The organism is Ruegeria sediminis, from assembly GCF_005938215.1.
Classification (GTDB): domain Bacteria; phylum Pseudomonadota; class Alphaproteobacteria; order Rhodobacterales; family Rhodobacteraceae; genus Ruegeria; species Ruegeria sediminis.
Window position 1 is genome coordinate 32,165 of record NZ_VCPD01000001.1, and the last position, 15,599, is coordinate 47,763.

General features: G+C 63.9%; 16 protein-coding genes and 1 riboswitch. Of the genes, 5 read left to right on the forward strand and 11 right to left on the reverse strand.

Going from position 1 to position 15,599, the window contains the following annotated elements:
• Positions 1 to 14: 14 nt before the first annotated feature.
• The 4 genes from FGK63_RS00150 to folE2 form a co-directional block, all read right to left on the reverse strand.
• On the reverse strand, positions 15 to 1,589 hold the full coding sequence (locus FGK63_RS00150; RefSeq protein WP_138839580.1) for a 5-guanidino-2-oxopentanoate decarboxylase: 1,575 nt from the start codon (positions 1,587 to 1,589) through the stop codon (positions 15 to 17).
• Entirely contained in the window at positions 1,586 to 3,037 is a 1,452-nt protein-coding gene (locus FGK63_RS00155) for a TrkH family potassium uptake protein (RefSeq protein WP_138839581.1), read from the reverse strand. The genes FGK63_RS00150 and FGK63_RS00155 overlap by 4 nt, the downstream gene beginning before the upstream one ends.
• Before the next feature lie 52 nt (positions 3,038 to 3,089).
• Positions 3,090 to 4,028 carry a hypothetical protein gene (locus tag FGK63_RS20880; protein WP_179953051.1) on the reverse strand — a complete coding sequence of 313 codons (939 nt, stop codon included), beginning with the start codon at positions 4,026 to 4,028 and terminating at the stop codon, positions 3,090 to 3,092.
• A gap of 324 nt (positions 4,029 to 4,352) precedes the next feature.
• The gene (folE2, locus tag FGK63_RS00165; protein WP_138839582.1) at positions 4,353 to 5,456 is read right to left on the reverse strand and encodes a GTP cyclohydrolase FolE2; all 1,104 of its coding nucleotides are present in this window, start codon (positions 5,454 to 5,456) and stop codon (positions 4,353 to 4,355) included.
• A 263-nt stretch (positions 5,457 to 5,719) separates the two neighbouring features.
• On the opposite strand from folE2, the gene FGK63_RS00170 reads away from it, so the two are divergent.
• Positions 5,720 to 6,505, forward strand: coding sequence for a HalD/BesD family halogenase (locus tag FGK63_RS00170; protein ID WP_138840411.1), 786 nt, complete (start codon positions 5,720 to 5,722; stop codon positions 6,503 to 6,505).
• A gap of 35 nt (positions 6,506 to 6,540) precedes the next feature.
• Here the strand turns inward: FGK63_RS00170 and metZ are convergent, their stop codons facing one another.
• A complete protein-coding gene (metZ, locus tag FGK63_RS00175) occupies positions 6,541 to 7,731 on the reverse strand; it encodes an O-succinylhomoserine sulfhydrylase (protein WP_138839583.1) in 1,191 nt (396 codons plus the stop codon).
• A gap of 64 nt (positions 7,732 to 7,795) precedes the next feature.
• A riboswitch (SAM riboswitch) is annotated at positions 7,796 to 7,873 on the reverse strand.
• A gap of 107 nt (positions 7,874 to 7,980) precedes the next feature.
• On the opposite strand from metZ, the gene FGK63_RS00180 reads away from it, so the two are divergent.
• A complete protein-coding gene (locus FGK63_RS00180) occupies positions 7,981 to 8,679 on the forward strand; it encodes a glutathione S-transferase N-terminal domain-containing protein (RefSeq protein ID WP_138839584.1) in 699 nt (232 codons plus the stop codon).
• A 134-nt stretch (positions 8,680 to 8,813) separates the two neighbouring features.
• Here FGK63_RS00180 and FGK63_RS00185 read toward each other — a convergent pair whose 3' ends face one another.
• Positions 8,814 to 9,236, reverse strand: coding sequence for a hypothetical protein (locus FGK63_RS00185; protein ID WP_138839585.1), 423 nt, complete (start codon positions 9,234 to 9,236; stop codon positions 8,814 to 8,816).
• Positions 9,233 to 9,700: a cupin domain-containing protein gene (locus FGK63_RS00190; RefSeq protein WP_138839586.1), complete on the reverse strand. Its 468-nt coding sequence runs from the start codon at positions 9,698 to 9,700 to the stop codon at positions 9,233 to 9,235. Before FGK63_RS00190 ends, FGK63_RS00185 begins: the two co-directional genes overlap by 4 nt.
• 105 nt (positions 9,701 to 9,805) lie before the next feature.
• Here FGK63_RS00190 and FGK63_RS00195 point away from each other — a divergent pair, with 105 nt between their 5' ends.
• The gene (locus tag FGK63_RS00195; protein ID WP_138839587.1) at positions 9,806 to 10,756 is read left to right on the forward strand and encodes a LysR substrate-binding domain-containing protein; all 951 of its coding nucleotides are present in this window, start codon (positions 9,806 to 9,808) and stop codon (positions 10,754 to 10,756) included.
• Between the two features lie 414 nt (positions 10,757 to 11,170).
• On the opposite strand, the gene FGK63_RS00200 is transcribed toward FGK63_RS00195, so the two are convergent.
• The 3 genes from FGK63_RS00200 to FGK63_RS00210 form a co-directional block, all read right to left on the reverse strand.
• Positions 11,171 to 12,364 (reverse strand): IS91 family transposase, encoded by a 1,194-nt coding sequence (locus FGK63_RS00200; protein WP_138839588.1) that lies wholly within the window; start codon positions 12,362 to 12,364, stop codon positions 11,171 to 11,173.
• Positions 12,365 to 12,376: 12 nt separating this feature from the next.
• Entirely contained in the window at positions 12,377 to 13,255 is an 879-nt protein-coding gene (locus FGK63_RS00205) for a tyrosine-type recombinase/integrase (RefSeq protein WP_138839589.1), read from the reverse strand.
• Between the two features lie 147 nt (positions 13,256 to 13,402).
• Positions 13,403 to 13,777, reverse strand: coding sequence for an OB-fold nucleic acid binding domain-containing protein (locus FGK63_RS00210; protein ID WP_138839590.1), 375 nt, complete (start codon positions 13,775 to 13,777; stop codon positions 13,403 to 13,405).
• 127 nt (positions 13,778 to 13,904) lie between these two features.
• On the opposite strand from FGK63_RS00210, the gene FGK63_RS00215 reads away from it, so the two are divergent.
• Both FGK63_RS00215 and FGK63_RS00220 read left to right on the forward strand, forming a co-directional pair.
• Complete coding sequence (locus tag FGK63_RS00215) at positions 13,905 to 14,228, forward strand: 2Fe-2S iron-sulfur cluster-binding protein (RefSeq protein ID WP_138839591.1); 324 nt, start codon at positions 13,905 to 13,907, stop codon at positions 14,226 to 14,228.
• Positions 14,228 to 14,953, forward strand: a complete 726-nt coding sequence (locus FGK63_RS00220) for an FG-GAP repeat domain-containing protein (RefSeq protein ID WP_138839592.1) — start codon at positions 14,228 to 14,230, stop codon at positions 14,951 to 14,953. The genes FGK63_RS00215 and FGK63_RS00220 overlap by 1 nt, the downstream gene beginning before the upstream one ends.
• 11 nt (positions 14,954 to 14,964) lie before the next feature.
• Here the strand turns inward: FGK63_RS00220 and FGK63_RS00225 are convergent, their stop codons facing one another.
• Complete coding sequence (locus tag FGK63_RS00225) at positions 14,965 to 15,579, reverse strand: LuxR C-terminal-related transcriptional regulator (RefSeq protein WP_138839593.1); 615 nt, start codon at positions 15,577 to 15,579, stop codon at positions 14,965 to 14,967.
• Positions 15,580 to 15,599 lie beyond the last annotated feature (20 nt).

The following is a 15,599-nucleotide window of genomic DNA, read 5'->3' on the forward strand; positions in this document are numbered from 1 at the left end:
GGCGCTGACGCCCGTCAGAGGATACCGGGCGTCACCCGGATCAGCGTCGGCCCGTCGGCCTTGAAGGCCGCGCGAACCGCGCGCTGCATCTCCTCCAGCGTTTCGGGCGCCGCCGATGCGGCTCCGAACGCCTCGGCCAGCTTGCAGAAATCGGGGTTGTGGGCGGCCACCGCGTTCGGCGCGATCTGGACCCGCACCATGCTGTCCTCGATCTCCTGAAGCTTGCCGTTGTCCCACAGGATGATCGGCAGCGGCAGGCCCAGCTCGACCGCCACCCCCAGTTCCTGCATCGTGTACTGAAACCCGTAGTCCCCGGCGATGACCGCCGTCGGTTTGCCCCGCCGCGCCACCGCACCGCCGATCCCCGCGGGCAAGGCATAGCCGAGCGCCCCGAACCCGGCCGGGTGATGCCAGTGGAAGGGATAGGACATGTCCCAGATCTCATTGGCGACATAGGCGAATTGCGTCATGTCCGAATAGATCATCGCATCCGCAGGCATCGCCGCGCGAAGCGCGTCCGCCACGGCGATGATGCCCGGGCGCTCGGCATCCACCTCGGCCCGCCACCGCGCCCGCACCTCGGCGACCTCCTCGGCGCGCCATCCGGTGGCCGGCTTCGCCTCTTCCGTCGCTTCCCAGAGCGTGCGGGCAAAGCTGTCTCCGTCCGCCTGCAGCTTGACCTGCGCCCGCTGCCCGTCCGACAGAACCTCGGGGTCCAGATCGACCCGGACCAGGATCGCCCCATGCCCCAGTTCCTCGCGCCACAGATCGACCTCGGCCAGCTTGGTGCCGACCGCAATGACCAGATCGGCCGAGCCGATGATGTCGGCGCTGCCCGGCCGGGCCAGCGACGCGCCGAAATCCAGCGCATAGCCCGCCCCGGCCAGACCGCGGCCGGGACAGGTGGTGAAACAGGCCGCCCCCAGCTGGTTCAGGATCTGCCGCCAGAGGTTCGAGCGCGCACCGCCGCCGAGGATGAACAAGGGCCGCCGCGCGGTGTTCAGCAACGACAGCACCGGCGCGATGTCGGGTTTCAGCGCCCTGGTGCGCAGGGCCGGCTGGTTCGGAAACGGCGCCGGTTCGGCCTGCGCTTCAAGCTGCGCGATCGGGATCTGGATGTGCTTGGGGCGCGGCCGGGACAGTTCGAACTCCTCGAAGGCGCGCTCGACCAGGCCATAGGCGGCCTGCGCCGTTTCCGCCCTGAGCGACCAGTCGCAGACCGCAGCCGCCGCGCCCTGCTGGTCCTTCATTTGGTGCAATTGCCCGCGGCGCGAAGCGGTCTCGTCCAGGCACGAGGAAATCACCAGCATCGGCACGGAATCCGAATAACCCTGTCCCATCGGCGTCATGATGTTGCACAGGCCCGGCCCGGTGATCACATAGGCCACGCCCGGCCGTCCCGTGGCGCGCGCATAGCCGTCGGCCATGAACCCGGCGCCCTGCTCGTGCCTTGCCAGGACATGCGTGATGCCGGCTTCCTCGATGCCGCGGTACAGTTCCAGATTGTGTACCCCCGGAATGCCAAAGACGACCTCCACGCCCCGATTTCTGAGCATGTGCGAGATTTGCGCGCCGAGCGGCCGTTTCATCCGTTTCTCCAGAATTTGAGGGTAAAGATCGCATAGACCGCCAGCAGCTCCAGACGGCCGATCAGCATGGCCGCCGACAGCAACCACTTGGCGGCGTCGTTGAGCCCGGCGAAATTTCCCGACGGCCCGATCTGCGGGCCCAGGCCAGGGCCCACATTGGCCAGAGCCGTCGCCGCGCCGGACACGGCGGTGATGAAGTCCAGACCGGTCAGCGCCAGCGCCCAGGCCAGAACGCCCAGCGTCACCACGAAGAACATGAAGAAACTCATCACCGAACTCAGGACATCCTGACCGATCGGGCGGCCTTCGTATTGCGGGATGAACACGCCATGCGGCGAGCGGATGCGCCGGATCTGGACCTTGATCGACGCGAACAGCAGCTGGTAGCGGAAGATCTTGATCGAACACACGGTCGATCCGGCGCATCCGCCGATCAGGCCGATGAAAAAGAACATCATGACCGCAAGGCTGCCCCAGGTCATGTAGTCCACGCTGGCATAGCCGGTGCCCGAGATGATCGAGGTGATGTTGAACAGGGATTCGCGAAAATTCTGCTCCCAGTTTTGGGGGAACACCTGGGCCAAAACCAGCGACGTCACCGCCACCAGCACCGCGATGATCGCCAGAAAGACCCGGATCTGGGTGTCCTGCCACAGCGGCTGGGCATTGCCGTTGACGAACTGGACGTAGCGGACGAAAGGAAGCGCCGCCAGGATCATGAAGACCGACGCCGCGTATTCCGCCGGGCCCGAGAAGGTGCCGAAGGACGCGTCGTAGTTGGAAAATCCGCCGGTCGACATCGTGGTCAGGGAATGGACCAGCGCGTCGAAAAAGCTCATGCCGAGACCGGCATAGACCATCGCGCAGACGGCGGTCAGGAAGATGTAGATATAGGCGATCTGGCCCGCGATCTCCTGTGCGCGCGGCAGGATTTTCCCCATCGTCTCAAAGCCTTCCGAGCGGAAGATCTGCATCCCCCCCACCCGCAGTTCAGGCAGGAACACCATCGCGAAGACGATGATGCCGATGCCGCCCAGCCATTGCAGCAGCCCGCGCCACAACAGCAGGCCGCGCGGCAGGGCATCGAGCCCCGCGATCACGGTCGAGCCGGTGGTCGTCAGGCCCGACATCGCCTCGAAGAAGGCATCGACGAACCGCAGCTCGGTTTCGCCGAACATGAAGGGAATCGCCCCGAAGAAAGGCAGGGCGACCCAGACGCCCGTGGTCAGAAGAAAGGTCTGCCGGATGGTCAGGCCCTCGCCGACGCCGTTGGAACAGCTCAGCGCCAGAACGCAGCCGGTCAGGATGGTGATGACCGCGCTTTCAAGAAAGACGTGCCACTCACCGCGGCCTTCCAGCAGATCCGCGATCATCGGCAGCAGCATGGTCGCGCCCAGAAGCGCGACCAGCAGGCCGATCACATATCCGACAGGGCGCAGGTCCATCATGACGCGAAGCGTTGGCGCGAGGGACCTGCAGTGTCAAGCCGAAGGCGTTGCCTCAGGCGTCGGTTCCGGGCTTCCGCACCGGCATCGCGGGCGGTTTCGAAGGCGTCCGCGTCCGGCGCGTGTTTTTCTTGGCGCCTGCCGTCCGGCTGGCCGGCGCGCTCGGAGCCTGCGCCGGCGCCTTGGCCTGGGCCGCGGCAGTCGCAGGTTTCACGTCAGCGGCGGGCTTGGCCGCCTGCGCCGCAACGTCCTTGACCGGCGCGGCCTCGGCCGGTTTTGCCGGGGCGGCTGCGGGCGCCGCCTGCGGCGCTGTGGCCACGGGCTGGCTTGCGGGCGCGGATGCCGCCACGACCGGCTTGGCCTGGGGCGCCTGCTGCGCGGCTACCGGTGCCGCCGGCGTTGCAGAAGCCGGCGCCTCCACCGACCTGTTGACCGGCTTGAAGATTGCCTCGGTCGCGGGCTTTTCAACCGGCTTTGCCTCGGCGGCCTTCGGCGCTGCCGCAACGGGCTTCGCCGCTTCCTTCACGGCCGCGGCGGTTTTTGCCTGCGCCACGGGTTTTGCCGCGGTCTTGGCCGCCGGCGCCTTGCTGGCCGGCGCTTTGCGGGCCGGGGCTTTTTTCACCGGTTCCGCCTTCTTGCGGGCGGGCTTGGCCTTCGCGGCGGCAGCCTTCTTGGCCGGCGCCTTCTTTTTGGCCGGGGCGGGCTTGGCTTTGGCCGGGGCGGGCTTCGCTTCGACCTCGACCGTGCCGACCACCTTCAGGGCAGGACCGGAGGTGCCGTTTTCGGCCTTGGCCGAATTTGCGGCGGGAACGAATTCGCGTGTGACGATCGACGGCGCGGAAGCCGCGATCCGCAGCGCGCGGACCTGAAGCATCGGCAGATCCATGGCCGAGCGCGTCATGATCTGCATCATTCTCAGCTGATTTGTCAGTGCGTATCCCGCCACCCGCATGGCGGCGGCTTGTAATTCAAGCGGTCTGGAAATTGGATTCATTATTTTTGTGCTCCTCATAATATCCAAGGTCCTGGAGAGTGGTGCAGGAAACCCGCCCTGCTGCCGAAGCAGGTTGGAGTTGCCTTGCAAACTTCTGCATCACGCAATTCGGCCCCCTTCCGGTCCGGCACCCCGCCAACCGCGCTGGTAAGGGTCTGCTGCTGCATTTGCATGCACCATAGGGCGAATCGTTGAGCAAGCGCAGCAAGAATGTGCTGCAGTGCGGCAATAAGTTCTCCGGGTGGCGGAAATCCGCTTACCTTACGTCAACCCGTCGTTGTGAAACGGCCTCCGACGCACCGGAAACCGCTTGTCGCAACGGGATCAGCCGACGTGGAACAGGGTGTTGAACAGCTTGGGATCGAGGCTGGTCGCCGCGAAGGTCGGACCTTCGGTCAGGACCGACACCGCGTCGTGGCTGTGCAGGCTTTCCTGATGGCTGGCGATCACGCGGAAATCGCCGATGTGATGGTCGGCCTGCAACTCGGCGCAGAACAGACGCGCCGCGTCCTCGACGAAGATCGGGTTCGATGCGTTCAACTCGGCAAAGGCCTGTTCGTCCTCGCGTTTGACCATCACCTGCGTCTCGGTCGGCACCGCCCGGCGGCAGAGCGCGATCAGATCCTCGAACCACAGGCAATCGGCATCCGTATCCACCACGGCCGAAATCCGCGCCACCGACCGCTGTGAATGCGGCGTCGCCAGCCGGCCGCGCATCGAACGCGCATGTTCGCTCAGCTCCAGCGAGCAGGGGCAGGTCGAGGAATAGACGTAGTCCAGATGCATGATCTTCTGGCGCACTCCGGCCTGTTCCACCAGTTCCAGCGCGATGTCGTAATACTGATACCCCGAAAGCCCCGAACGCAGGCTCTCGACCCGGACCGGGTACGAGAACCGCATCTGGATGCGCGCATCGAAGCTGTCGAGATCGGTCATATAGTCGTTCAGCGCGGCTTCCATCACTTCGAAGCTGAAGGTGCGCTCGGCATGCTTGTAAAAGGACCGCATGATCCGGGACATGTTGATGCCCTTCTTCTCGGCCTCGAGACTTACGGTCCCGGTCACCGAGGTTTCCAGCGTCAGATCCTCGCCGTGCTTGCGGTGGAACCGGATGGGCAGACGGAAGTTCGAGATGCCCACATGCTGGATCTGCTGCTTCGCGCCCCGGATCAGGCTCGCCGGCCCGTTCTGCAGGTCGGGCAGCGCGGCCCTGTAGGCCTCGTCGACGGTGAAATGCTCGTCATACTCGCGCGACAGCGCGGGATAGTTGGTCGGCACCAGCCCCGGAACCAGCCGGGCGACCGCCGGATCAAGCTGGCTGATTTCAGCTTCACTTGCGGATTCCGCCCATTTCCGCAGCAGCGCCAGCGCGGCGGCGGCTTCCTCGCGGTCGGGGGTCTCGTCGATCTTGCGAGCGTGAAAGTTCATCGGCGCATTTCCTCGGCTGGTCGCAGGTGTATAGACGACTTCTGGACAAGTTCCAATCTAGTGCGTTTTCGCGCCAAGTAGCATCCCGGATCAAAAAAAGTGGGCGAAAACCGTCGTTTTTCACCCGCCTACGTCCTTGGACGGTGTTTTTTGACATCCATCGCCGCGCGCTGCCGGGGCCGGATCGTCCTGACCGCCGATTTTCGGCTTTGCGCCCGGTCAATTCTGATGCAGCTTGGATGCGACGCGAAACCGGTTCTGACATGCACGACATTCTCGATCTCGATCGCTTTCCCCTGCACCGACCGCATGATCCGGACTGGCGGTCGCTGGTCGATCGCTGCCGCGCCGATCTGGCGCGGAAAGGGATGTTCAACCTCGAGGGCCTGATGCGTCCCGAGGTGGCGGCACGGGCCGTGGCCGAGATGGAGCCGCGCTTTGCCGCGGATGCCTTTCTGCACGAACGGGTGCACAACATCTATTTCAAGCCGGTCGAGGATCTGCCCGCGGAACACCCGGCCCTGACCGAGTTCCGGACATCGAACCGGACCCTGTGCGCGGACCAGATCGCGGGCTCGGCGCTGCTGAGGCTGTACGAATGGCCGGACTTCGTGACCTTCCTGGCCGCCACGATGGACAAGCCCCGGCTGCACGTGATGGAGGATCCGCTGGCGCGCGTGAACGTGATGTCCTACGGGCAGGGACAGGCGCTGAACTGGCATTTCGACCGGTCCGAATTCACCACGACGCTGTTGCTGCAGGCCCCGGAACAGGGCGGCGGCTTCGAGTATCGCACCGACCTGCGCAGCGACGACGATCCGAATTACGACGGCGTGGCGCGGCTGCTGCGGGGCGAGGATCCCGCCAGCAAGGTCATCGCGCTGACGCCCGGAACGCTGAACGTGTTCAAGGGCCGGAACACCGCCCACCGCGTCACCCCGGTCAAGGGCGGCAGGGCGCGGGTTATCGCGGTTTTCTCCTACTATGAAAAACCTGGCGTCAGGTTCTCGGACAGCGAGCTTTTGGGCTTCTACGGCCGGACATCATAGCGCATTGTCTCGCCGAGGGGAGGTTCGATTTTCCACTATGCTTGTGACACTTCCAGCGCATTCTTCACGTCTTTTATCAAGTCGTCCGCGTCTTCCAACCCGACCGAGAACCGGATCAGCCCGGGCGTGATCCCCAACTCTTCGCGCTGCGCATCGCTCAGACGCTGGTGCGTGGTGGTGGCCGGGTGCGTGGCGATGGACTTCGCATCGCCCAGGTTGTTCGAGATCACCGGCACCGTCATGGCGTTGAGAAAGGCAAAGGCCGCCGCCTTCCCGCCCCTGATGTCCAGCGACAGAACCGTGCCGCCCTTGCCGCCCAGCTGGGTCCGCACCAGCCCGTTCTGGGCATGGGTTTTCAGCCCCGGATACATGATGCGCTCCAGCGCCGGATGCCCTTCCAGCGCCTCGGCCAGCTTCTGCGCGGTCTCGGCCTGGGCATTGACCCGCAGCGCCATCGTCTCAAGCCCCTTGAGCATGATCCAGGCGTTGAACGGGCTCAGCGCGCCGCCGGTATGTTTCAGATAGGGCTCGACCGTGCCGCGGATGAAGTCGCGGGTGCCGATGATCACCCCGCCCAGCGCGCGGCCCTGCCCGTCGATATGCTTGGTCGCCGAATAGACCACCACGTCGGCGCCCTGCTCGATCGCCTTCGAAAAAACCGGCGTCGAAAACACGTTGTCCACGATGACGACGGCGCCGACCGCATGGGCCAGGTCGGCAACGCCGGCAATGTCGATCACCTCGAGCGTCGGGTTCGACATGGATTCGAAGAACACCGCCTTGGTGTCGGGCCGGATCGCGGCCTTCCACTGCTCCAGATCGGTGCCGTCGACGAATGTCACCTCGACCCCGAACCGGGTCAGGATGTTTTCCAGGATGTAAAGACAGGAGCCGAACAGCGCCTTGGCCGACACCACGTGGTCTCCGGCCCTCAGCATCGCGGTCAGGGCCCCGTTGACCGCCGCCATGCCCGAGGCGGTGGCAAAGGCGTCCTCGCCCCCTTCCAGCGCCGCGATGCGCTGTTCGAACATCGACACGGTGGGATTGCCGTAGCGGGCATAGATGAACTCGTCGGGCCCGCATTCGATGAACCGGGCCTCGGCCTGCTCGGCGGTGTCATAGACGAACCCCTGCGTCAGAAAGATCGCCTCGCTCACCTCGTTGTACTGGCTGCGGCGGATGCCCCCATGCACGGCCTGCGTGCGCTTGCTCCAGTTCTCGCTCATCTCGTCCCTTTCCGCCCCGGAACCCGAGGGCAAAGAAAAAACCCCAGACGCGGTCAAGCGAAAGGGGTCTTTCATCCTGACCTTTTAGCGGTGTTGTTTAGCGTGGCCCGCAATCCGGTAACAAATCGCCACGTGGTTCCTGCGATGCCCATACGCCCCGCGCCGGTTTTCGTCAAGCTTTAAGGAACCGCCACACCCCTTGCCGTTGGCCGAAAATACCGCATGATCGCAAACAAACAGGGGGCTCACATGCCGGATCCGATCGAACTCTACTACTGGCCCACGCCGAACGGCTGGAAGATCTCAATCGCTCTGGAAGAGATGGGCCTGCCCTACACCGTCATGCTGGTCGACATCGGCAAGGGCGACCAGCACGACCCCGAATTCCTCAAGATCGCCCCCAACAACAAGATGCCCGCCATCATCGACCCGGACGGCCCCGACGGCGCGCCGGTCTCGATCTTTGAAAGCGGCGCGATCCTGATGTACCTGGCGCGCAAGACCGGGCGGTTCTACGGCCAGACCGAGCGCGACCGCATCGCGGTCGAGGAATGGCTGATGTGGCAGATGGGCGGCGTCGGTCCGATGGCGGGTCAGGCGCATCACTTCCTGAAATACGCGCCTTTCTTCGACCCGCCGCAGGACATCCCCTACGCCAAGGACCGCTACCGCGCCGAGGTCGCGCGGCTTTACGGCGTGCTGGACCGGCGGCTGGCCGAGAACGCGTTCGTCGCGGGCGATTTCTACTCCATCGCCGACATGGCGATCTGGGGCTGGGCCAGCCTGTGGGAGGGCCAGCAGCAGGTGCTTGAGGACAAACCCCACTTCGCCCGCTGGCTCGAGGTCATGGGCGCCCGTCCGGGCGTGCAGGCAGGGCGTGCCTTGTTTGCGGAGCTGCGCGGGGATCACCGCAGCAAGCAGGCGCAGGGGGTTTTGTTTGGGCGGTGAAATACACTGGCGAAATGGCAGCTTCGAGCCAACAATGACAGATGCTGCGAAGCGTGCGAATGGCCGCTTCAGACAAACGAGAGCAAGCGCCCAAGAGGGGCACTTGCTGCATTTTTTTTCAGCGAACATGCCGACTATTCTGCGGGTTGGGAGGTCATTCTGCTGTCTGAAACAGCTTCATTAAACGCGTGGCCTACACCGTATCTCAAGACAACAAAGCCAAACAGCGCCATGGAAAGAACTGCCAAAACCGAACCGATTTGTGCGAGCACTTCGGTCTGGCCTGAAATGGCGAGTGCGATCCCGGGGGTTAGGACCAGAACAGTCGCTGTGTTCAGCAAAAAGTGAAACCCTGCTGTCCGGCTGCGACCTGCATGGGGCGTCAGAGCATAATAGGTGCCGAAGACGGACATCATCACAAAACCGATCAGGTTGAGATGCCCATGAGCTGGCGAAAGGGTATGATCGTGGGTTGCCGACATTTGAATGCCCCAGATCATTCCGCACAGTGCAAAAAGCGCCGCCGCCGCAAAGAACATTTTGGGTAGGTTTTTCATTGGATTGCCTCCTGATCATCCGCGCTCATCGGCGGGCCAGTGAATGTCAGTTTGTATCTCGACGCAATTTTTGTGATCTCTGTCATGTCTTTTGGAATACGTAACTGTCCCGCGGCCATCTCGACAAAGAAGCCTTCGAACCCACCTGGCGTCAGGATTACCAAGTGGCGGGCGGGAACATCGCTCACTACGCGAAACGTGTGTTCTGTGCCGCGCGGAACAAAGGCGGTTTGGCCAGGCCCCCGTGCGAACCGTTCACCATCTAGCCAGAATTCGGAATCACCCGTCAGCATAATGAACGTCTCGTCAGCATCGTGGTGAATGTGACGGGGCGGGCCAGAACCTGGCGGCGAGACGGAATCCGTAATCGACATCGCGCCATTGGTGGCATCAGTCGTGAGTATTGTGTTGTAGTGTACCCCGAGCCACTCGATTGCATCGGGTCCGAGTATTGTGTCTTTCATCGCTTCCTCCTGAAAAGACGGGGAAACGAAGGCGCCTTCGATAGGAGAACCATATCAGCTTGGATTTCATATGGAAAATTGATTGATTATATGGCATCAATTTGTATGACAAATTTGAAAACCTTCGATCTGAACCTGTTGCGGGTGCTGAACGCATTGCTGGAAGAACCCTCGACAGTTCGTGCAGGCGAACGCCTTGGACTGTCCCAACCTGCGGTTTCTGCAGCACTCGCGCGCCTCAGAGCAGCTCTTGGTGACGAATTGTTTTTCCGTCGCGGAAAAGGTTTAGAGCCGACACAATACGCGCTAACCCTGAAAGAGGAACTGCAGCAGGTTCTTGAGCGTATTGAAGATCTAATCCGCGGACCGGGCACATTTGACCCCCGCACATCGGATGTGAGTTTTCGCATCTCAGGGAGTGACTTTTTTGCAGAACTTTTGATGCCAAGACTCGCCGAGAGGCTTCAGCTTCTTGCTCCCAAGATGCGTGTCCATCTGGTTGATCTTGTCCCAGATAGCTATGTCGAAACGCTCGACCGCTACGAGGTCGATCTCGCAATTGTTCCCAAAACACCTCTTCCAGATTGGGTTGAGAGCCGCCCGGTCTTCAGGTCAAGCTTTTCGGTCGTTGCGCGCAAGGGCCACCCACGCTTGAAACGGGAGGGATTGTCGGGTGGCGATGTCGTACCGATAGATCTCTTCTGTGATGTCGGCCACGTTCTGTTCTCGCCAGAGGGAAATAGTAGAGCCATCGGAGATGCGGCTTTGGCAGAAGTCGGGCGTGAGAGGCGCGTCGTCATGACAATGCCGATCTTTTCGGGGGTCTATCGAGCAGTGGCAGGATCGGACCTTATCGCTCTGCTCCCGACCGCATTGGCCTATCACGTCGAAAAGGCCGCTGGGCTGCGCGTCTACCGTGCCCCAATGCCCGTTCCAACCGCGCAACTGTGCATGATTTGGCACCGACGATACTCCGCAAGTGCTTCACATTCTTGGATGCGCGACCAGATTGCCGAATTACTTTCTTGCCTCGATGAAGAACCGATCATCCCATAGTGAAACCCATGCTAATGAGAGGAGCATTGCGCAATCCAAAGCCGACATTGGACATCGTGTATCGAATGCTCACTTTGTCGAAGGTTTTTCGATGCGGGCTGCGGCGCATCGGTGGCGTTCGTGTGCAACCCGGCCCGCGTTGAATAACCTGACAAGGAGGAAGCCGTGTGAGGCTGGGCGGCGTCTATGGGGAAAGTATACTGCGGGTGATTGCAAGTGTCGGTTCTGAGCGACAGCCAGGCAGGAAGCACCGGTTGAGAAAGGTTGTCCAGCGGGCTGTGATCATGCGTTCCGGGTGCCGGCGGAGTCTTTGACCGGGTGATTGCGGGCCAGCCACAGGGCCGGGCGTACCGGGGGCGTTCCGGAGCACGAATGGGAACCGGGGCAGTCTTCGCGGCATGGACGGGCGTTTCGTCATGCGGCCTGCTCCCTGGGTGGCGCACGGCTCATCGTTTTTTGCCCGCGCCGGAAGATTTCGACGATGCGCATCGGGCCGCCGCAGCAAGGACACGGCTCGCGCAGGGTGAGCGGTACGGTCTCAGCAATCTCCTGCGTTTCCTGTTCGGCCGGGGTCTTCACAAGCAAGCCGCGGATGCGGGCGATGGTGGCCTTGCGGGTGGCGCCGGCCAGCAGGCCGTAGTGGCGAATGCGGTGAAAGCCGTCGGGCAGGACGTGCAGCAGGAACCGGCGGATGAATTCGCCGGTCTTGAGCCGCATCACCTTCATCCGGTCGCCGCGCTTGATCCGGTAATCCTTCCATCGGAACGCCACAGTATCGGTATCGGCTCTGACAAGGCGATGGTTCGAGATCGCCACGCGGTGGGTGTACCGGCTGAGATAGGCGAGGACAGCCTCGGGCCCGCCGAAGGGCGGTTTGGCGTAGACGACCCATTCGGTCTTGCGGAGCGGGGCGAGGCAGGCGGCGAAGGCTGCGGGGTCGGCCAGTCCTTCCAGATCACCGAAGAACTGAAGCTGCCCGGCATTGTGCAGCGCCGACAGCCCTTCCAGGAACAGGCGCCGGAACAGCCGGGCCAGGACGCGCACGGGCAGAAGGAAGCCAGGGCGGCAGGCGATCCAGCGTGTAGCGTCAGGTGACAGGCCGCCGCCGGGCACGATCATGTGGACATGCGGGTGGTGGGTCAGCGCCGAACCCCAGGTATGGAGTACAGAGGTCATGCCCACGCGGGCGCCAAGGTGCCGGGGATCGGCGGCGATGGTCGTCACGGTCTCGGCTGACGCTCGGAACAGCAGGCCGTAGACCGCCGTCTTGTTCCAGTAGGCGATCCGTGCGATCTCTGCCGGCAGGGTGAAGACCACGTGGAAATACTCCACCGGCAGCAGGTCATCGGCCCGTGCTGCCATCCAGTCGCGCGCGGCCGGCCCCTGGCACTTCGGGCAGTGCCGGTTCTTGCAGGAATTGTACGCGACATGCCGGTGACCGCATTTGGCGCAGGCTGCCACATGCCCGCCGAGCGCCTCGGTCCGGCAGGCTTCAATCGCCGACATCACCCTGAGCTGGGTGAGGCTGACATGCCCGGCATTGGCCCGCCGCCATGCGGGACCATGGGCGCGAAAGATGTCAGCGATCTCAAGCCGCGGGCGGGGCACCACCCCGGTCCGCTACCCCCGGCTTCGATCCTGCAGCTTGGCCAGCGTCTCGTAGGGGCTCGCCGTGTCACGGATCAGCTTCGTGGCGACATGTGTGTAGCGTTCCGTTGTTTCGAGTTTGGCATGCCCGAGCAGCACCTGGATCACCCGCACATCCGTCCCGGCCTCCAGAAGGTGCGTCGCGAAGCTATGCCGCAGCGTGTGCAGCGTGCTGCCTGGCTTCTTGATCCCCGCGATGAGCTTTGCCGAGCTGAAGGCGCGGTGGAGCTGGCGCGACGAGAGGGGGTTGATCTTGGGCTTGCCCGGAAACAACCAGCCCTCCGGCCGCGCCTCGCGCCAGTACTCGCGCAGCAGGTTCAGCAATCCCGGCGACAGCATGACCTTCCGGTCCTTCCGCCCCTTGCCCTGTTCGACATGGATCAGCATCCGGTCGCTGTCGATATCGCTGACCTTGAGATTGCAGACTTCCGAGGCCCTGAGCCCGGCACCATAGGAGATGCTCAGCGCCGCCCGGTACTTCAGCCCCGGTCCTGGCGCGACCCGCAGCAGTGCCGCTACTTCCTCGGCGCTGAACACCACGGGGAGCTTGCGCGCCTGGGTGCGGAACTGCATGTGCCGCTTCATCTCGCCCCGCCCGCAGGTCGTCTCGAAGAAGAACCTCAGCGCAATGATGCGGGCGTTGTAGGTCGGCGGCGTGATACCGCGGTCGGTCATGTGAAGCTGGTAGGCGCGCAGATCGTCCGGCGTCGCGGTGTCCGGCGACCGTCCCAGAAACGCTGCGAAGTCCTTGATCGCCCGGATGTGCGACTTCTGAGACTTGTCACCCAGCCCCTTGATCCGCATGTCCTCGATCATCCGCTCGCGCAGCGGCGTTGTTCTCTCCTCCGCCATGGGAACCTCCTGTCTTTCGATTGAGAGGTCCCAATCGTCAGACAGCCGCGCCCATTCCCAAATGCACAGGGATCAGATCAATCCAAAACGCCTGCCACAGGCACCAGTGCCGCGCGAGCGGCTTCGTCCAAGTCCCGCAAAGCAGCCCTACACCCCCTCCCCCCTTACCAGCAGATCCAGCATCCCCGAGATGTCCTCGATCTCCTCGGCGATCACATGGGTCACCGAATGCGCCCGCTGCATCCGGCCCGTCACCCTCAGCAGCCGACCGGCGATCACCGCGCGGCGGAAGCGTTCGTAGATCTTGCGCCAGACGATCACGTTCACCACGCCGGTCTCGTCCTCGAGCGTGACGAAGATCACCCCCTTGGCCGTCCCCGGCCGCTGCCGCAGGATCACCAGCCCGGCCATCGTCACCCGCGCGCCCTCGGGCGGGTCGTTCAGCCGGTCGGCGGGCAGGCAGGCGGGCGGGCGCGGCCAGTCGCGGCCCGGCGCCACCGGGGAAACAGGGGTCACGATCATGAGAACAAAAATAGAACATTGGCCGCGAATGTCCAGACGCGCCGCGATGGGTCGCAAATGAGGGTGGAAACGCCCGAACGGCTTGACTAAGGAAGGTGCGGAACATCGCAGAAGGAAGACGCGAGCAATGGCAAAGATCACCTATATCGAGCACGGTGGCACCGAGCATACCGTCGAAGTCGCCAACGGCCTGACCGTGATGGAAGGCGCGCGGGACAACAACATCCCCGGCATCGAAGCCGATTGCGGCGGTGCCTGCGCCTGCTCGACCTGCCATGTCTACGTCCATCCCGACTGGGTCGAGAAGCTGCCCGCCAAGGACGACATGGAAGAGGACATGCTGGACTTCGCCTATGAACCCGACCCCGACCGCTCGCGCCTGACCTGCCAGATCAAGGTCACCGACGCGCTGGACGGGCTGATCGTGCAGATGCCGGAAAAACAGATCTGATGCCGCGCCGCCTGCGGCAAGGGCTTGTCCGCAGCGCACGGGCCGCGTTTTGCCTGTGGCTGGCCGGGGCAGGCCCGGCCGCATGGGCCGACACCATCGCCTCGGCCCGCTTCACCGAACCGACCGCCCGCTACGCGCATGGCGTTCTGGGCGACGACCTGGAATGGGGCGCACTGGAGCTGACGCTGTCGGACGGGCGGACGGTCACCCACACCCTGCCCGAGACGCGTGTGTTCGAGGACCTCGCCCCCCGCCTCGCCGATCTGGACGGCGACGGCCGGCCCGAGGCGATCGTGGTCGAAAGCGACGCCCGGACCGGGGCCAGCCTCGCCATCTACACGGCCAGGGGCAAGCTGACCGCGACCCCGCATATCGGCACCCGTTTCCGCTGGCTGGCCCCTGCGGGCTGGGCGGACCTGGATGGCGACGGGTACACCGACATCGCCTATGTCGACCGCCCCCATCTGGCCAAGACCCTGCGCATCTGGCGCTTTCGCGACGGCGCCCTGACCGAGATCGACAGCCTGCCCGGCCTGACCAACCACCGGATTGGCGAGGATTTCATCTCGGGCGGCCTGCGCGACTGCGGTGCCGGCCCCGAACTGATCCTCGCCAGCGCGGACTGGCGCAGCATCGTCTCGGTCCGTCATGACGGCGGCTGGATCCGCCGCGACCTCGGCCCATTCACGACCGCCGGAATGGCGCGCGCGCTGGCCTGCGAGTGACCGGGCCAGTCTCAGGGGCCCGAGCGGACCACGTGATCGCCCTCGATCCCGCCCAGCGACTGGAACAGCGCGGCGGTGTTGTTGACCCCGAACTTCTTCAGCAGCCGCGCCCGGTGGACCTCGACCGTCCGGTAACTCAGGTCCAGTTCCCGCGCGATCTCCTTGCTGGTCCGACCTTCGCTCAGCAGCGAGAACACCTCGCGCTCGCGGCGGGTCAGCGGCTGATAGGGGCGGATGGCCGACAGGTCGGCAAAGCTCCAGACGGCGCGCGCCAGCGGATCCTCGGGCGTGAAGGTCTGCCCCCTGACCCGGCACCAGAACAGATCGCCGTCCTTGCGCCGCATGACCCTTTCGTCCCAGTAGAGATTGCCCTCGCCCAGTTCCTTGTCGCCCCGGTGCAGGATGTTCGAGAACTCCTCGGCGCTCGGGTAGAGAAAGGCGAACAGCCGGTCCAGAAGCTCGTCCCGCTGATAGCCGAACATCTGGCAGAACCGCCGGTTCACCTCGCGGATCACGCGCGACTCGGTGACCACGATCCCGACCGGCACCCAGTCGAAGGCCAGCGCCCGCAATTCCCGCGCGGCATAGGCGGCGTCCAGTTCCGTCTTGTCGATGGGTCCGGGCATGGCAGGTCTCCTCGGCGGCA

What these genes read in the sequence shown, in the direction of transcription:
- folE2 (WP_138839582.1), bottom strand. Translation starts at nt 5,456, where the DNA reads ATGAACTTTCACGCTCGCAAGATCGACGAGACCCCCGACCGCGAGGAA.
- FGK63_RS00185 (WP_138839585.1), bottom strand. Translation starts at nt 9,236, where the DNA reads ATGAAAAACCTACCCAAAATGTTCTTTGCGGCGGCGGCGCTTTTTGCA.
- FGK63_RS00205 (WP_138839589.1), bottom strand. Translation starts at nt 13,255, where the DNA reads ATGGCGGAGGAGAGAACAACGCCGCTGCGCGAGCGGATGATCGAGGAC.
- FGK63_RS00210 (WP_138839590.1), bottom strand. Translation starts at nt 13,777, where the DNA reads ATGATCGTGACCCCTGTTTCCCCGGTGGCGCCGGGCCGCGACTGGCCG.
- metZ (WP_138839583.1), bottom strand. Translation starts at nt 7,731, where the DNA reads ATGAGCGAGAACTGGAGCAAGCGCACGCAGGCCGTGCATGGGGGCATC.
- FGK63_RS00190 (WP_138839586.1), bottom strand. Translation starts at nt 9,700, where the DNA reads ATGAAAGACACAATACTCGGACCCGATGCAATCGAGTGGCTCGGGGTA.
- FGK63_RS00150 (WP_138839580.1), bottom strand. Translation starts at nt 1,589, where the DNA reads ATGAAACGGCCGCTCGGCGCGCAAATCTCGCACATGCTCAGAAATCGG.
- FGK63_RS00170 (WP_138840411.1), top strand. Translation starts at nt 5,720, where the DNA reads ATGCACGACATTCTCGATCTCGATCGCTTTCCCCTGCACCGACCGCAT.
- FGK63_RS00215 (WP_138839591.1), top strand. Translation starts at nt 13,905, where the DNA reads ATGGCAAAGATCACCTATATCGAGCACGGTGGCACCGAGCATACCGTC.
- FGK63_RS00225 (WP_138839593.1), bottom strand. Translation starts at nt 15,579, where the DNA reads ATGCCCGGACCCATCGACAAGACGGAACTGGACGCCGCCTATGCCGCG.
- FGK63_RS00220 (WP_138839592.1), top strand. Translation starts at nt 14,228, where the DNA reads ATGCCGCGCCGCCTGCGGCAAGGGCTTGTCCGCAGCGCACGGGCCGCG.
- FGK63_RS00180 (WP_138839584.1), top strand. Translation starts at nt 7,981, where the DNA reads ATGCCGGATCCGATCGAACTCTACTACTGGCCCACGCCGAACGGCTGG.
- FGK63_RS00195 (WP_138839587.1), top strand. Translation starts at nt 9,806, where the DNA reads ATGACAAATTTGAAAACCTTCGATCTGAACCTGTTGCGGGTGCTGAAC.
- FGK63_RS00155 (WP_138839581.1), bottom strand. Translation starts at nt 3,037, where the DNA reads ATGATGGACCTGCGCCCTGTCGGATATGTGATCGGCCTGCTGGTCGCG.
- FGK63_RS20880 (WP_179953051.1), bottom strand. Translation starts at nt 4,028, where the DNA reads ATGAATCCAATTTCCAGACCGCTTGAATTACAAGCCGCCGCCATGCGG.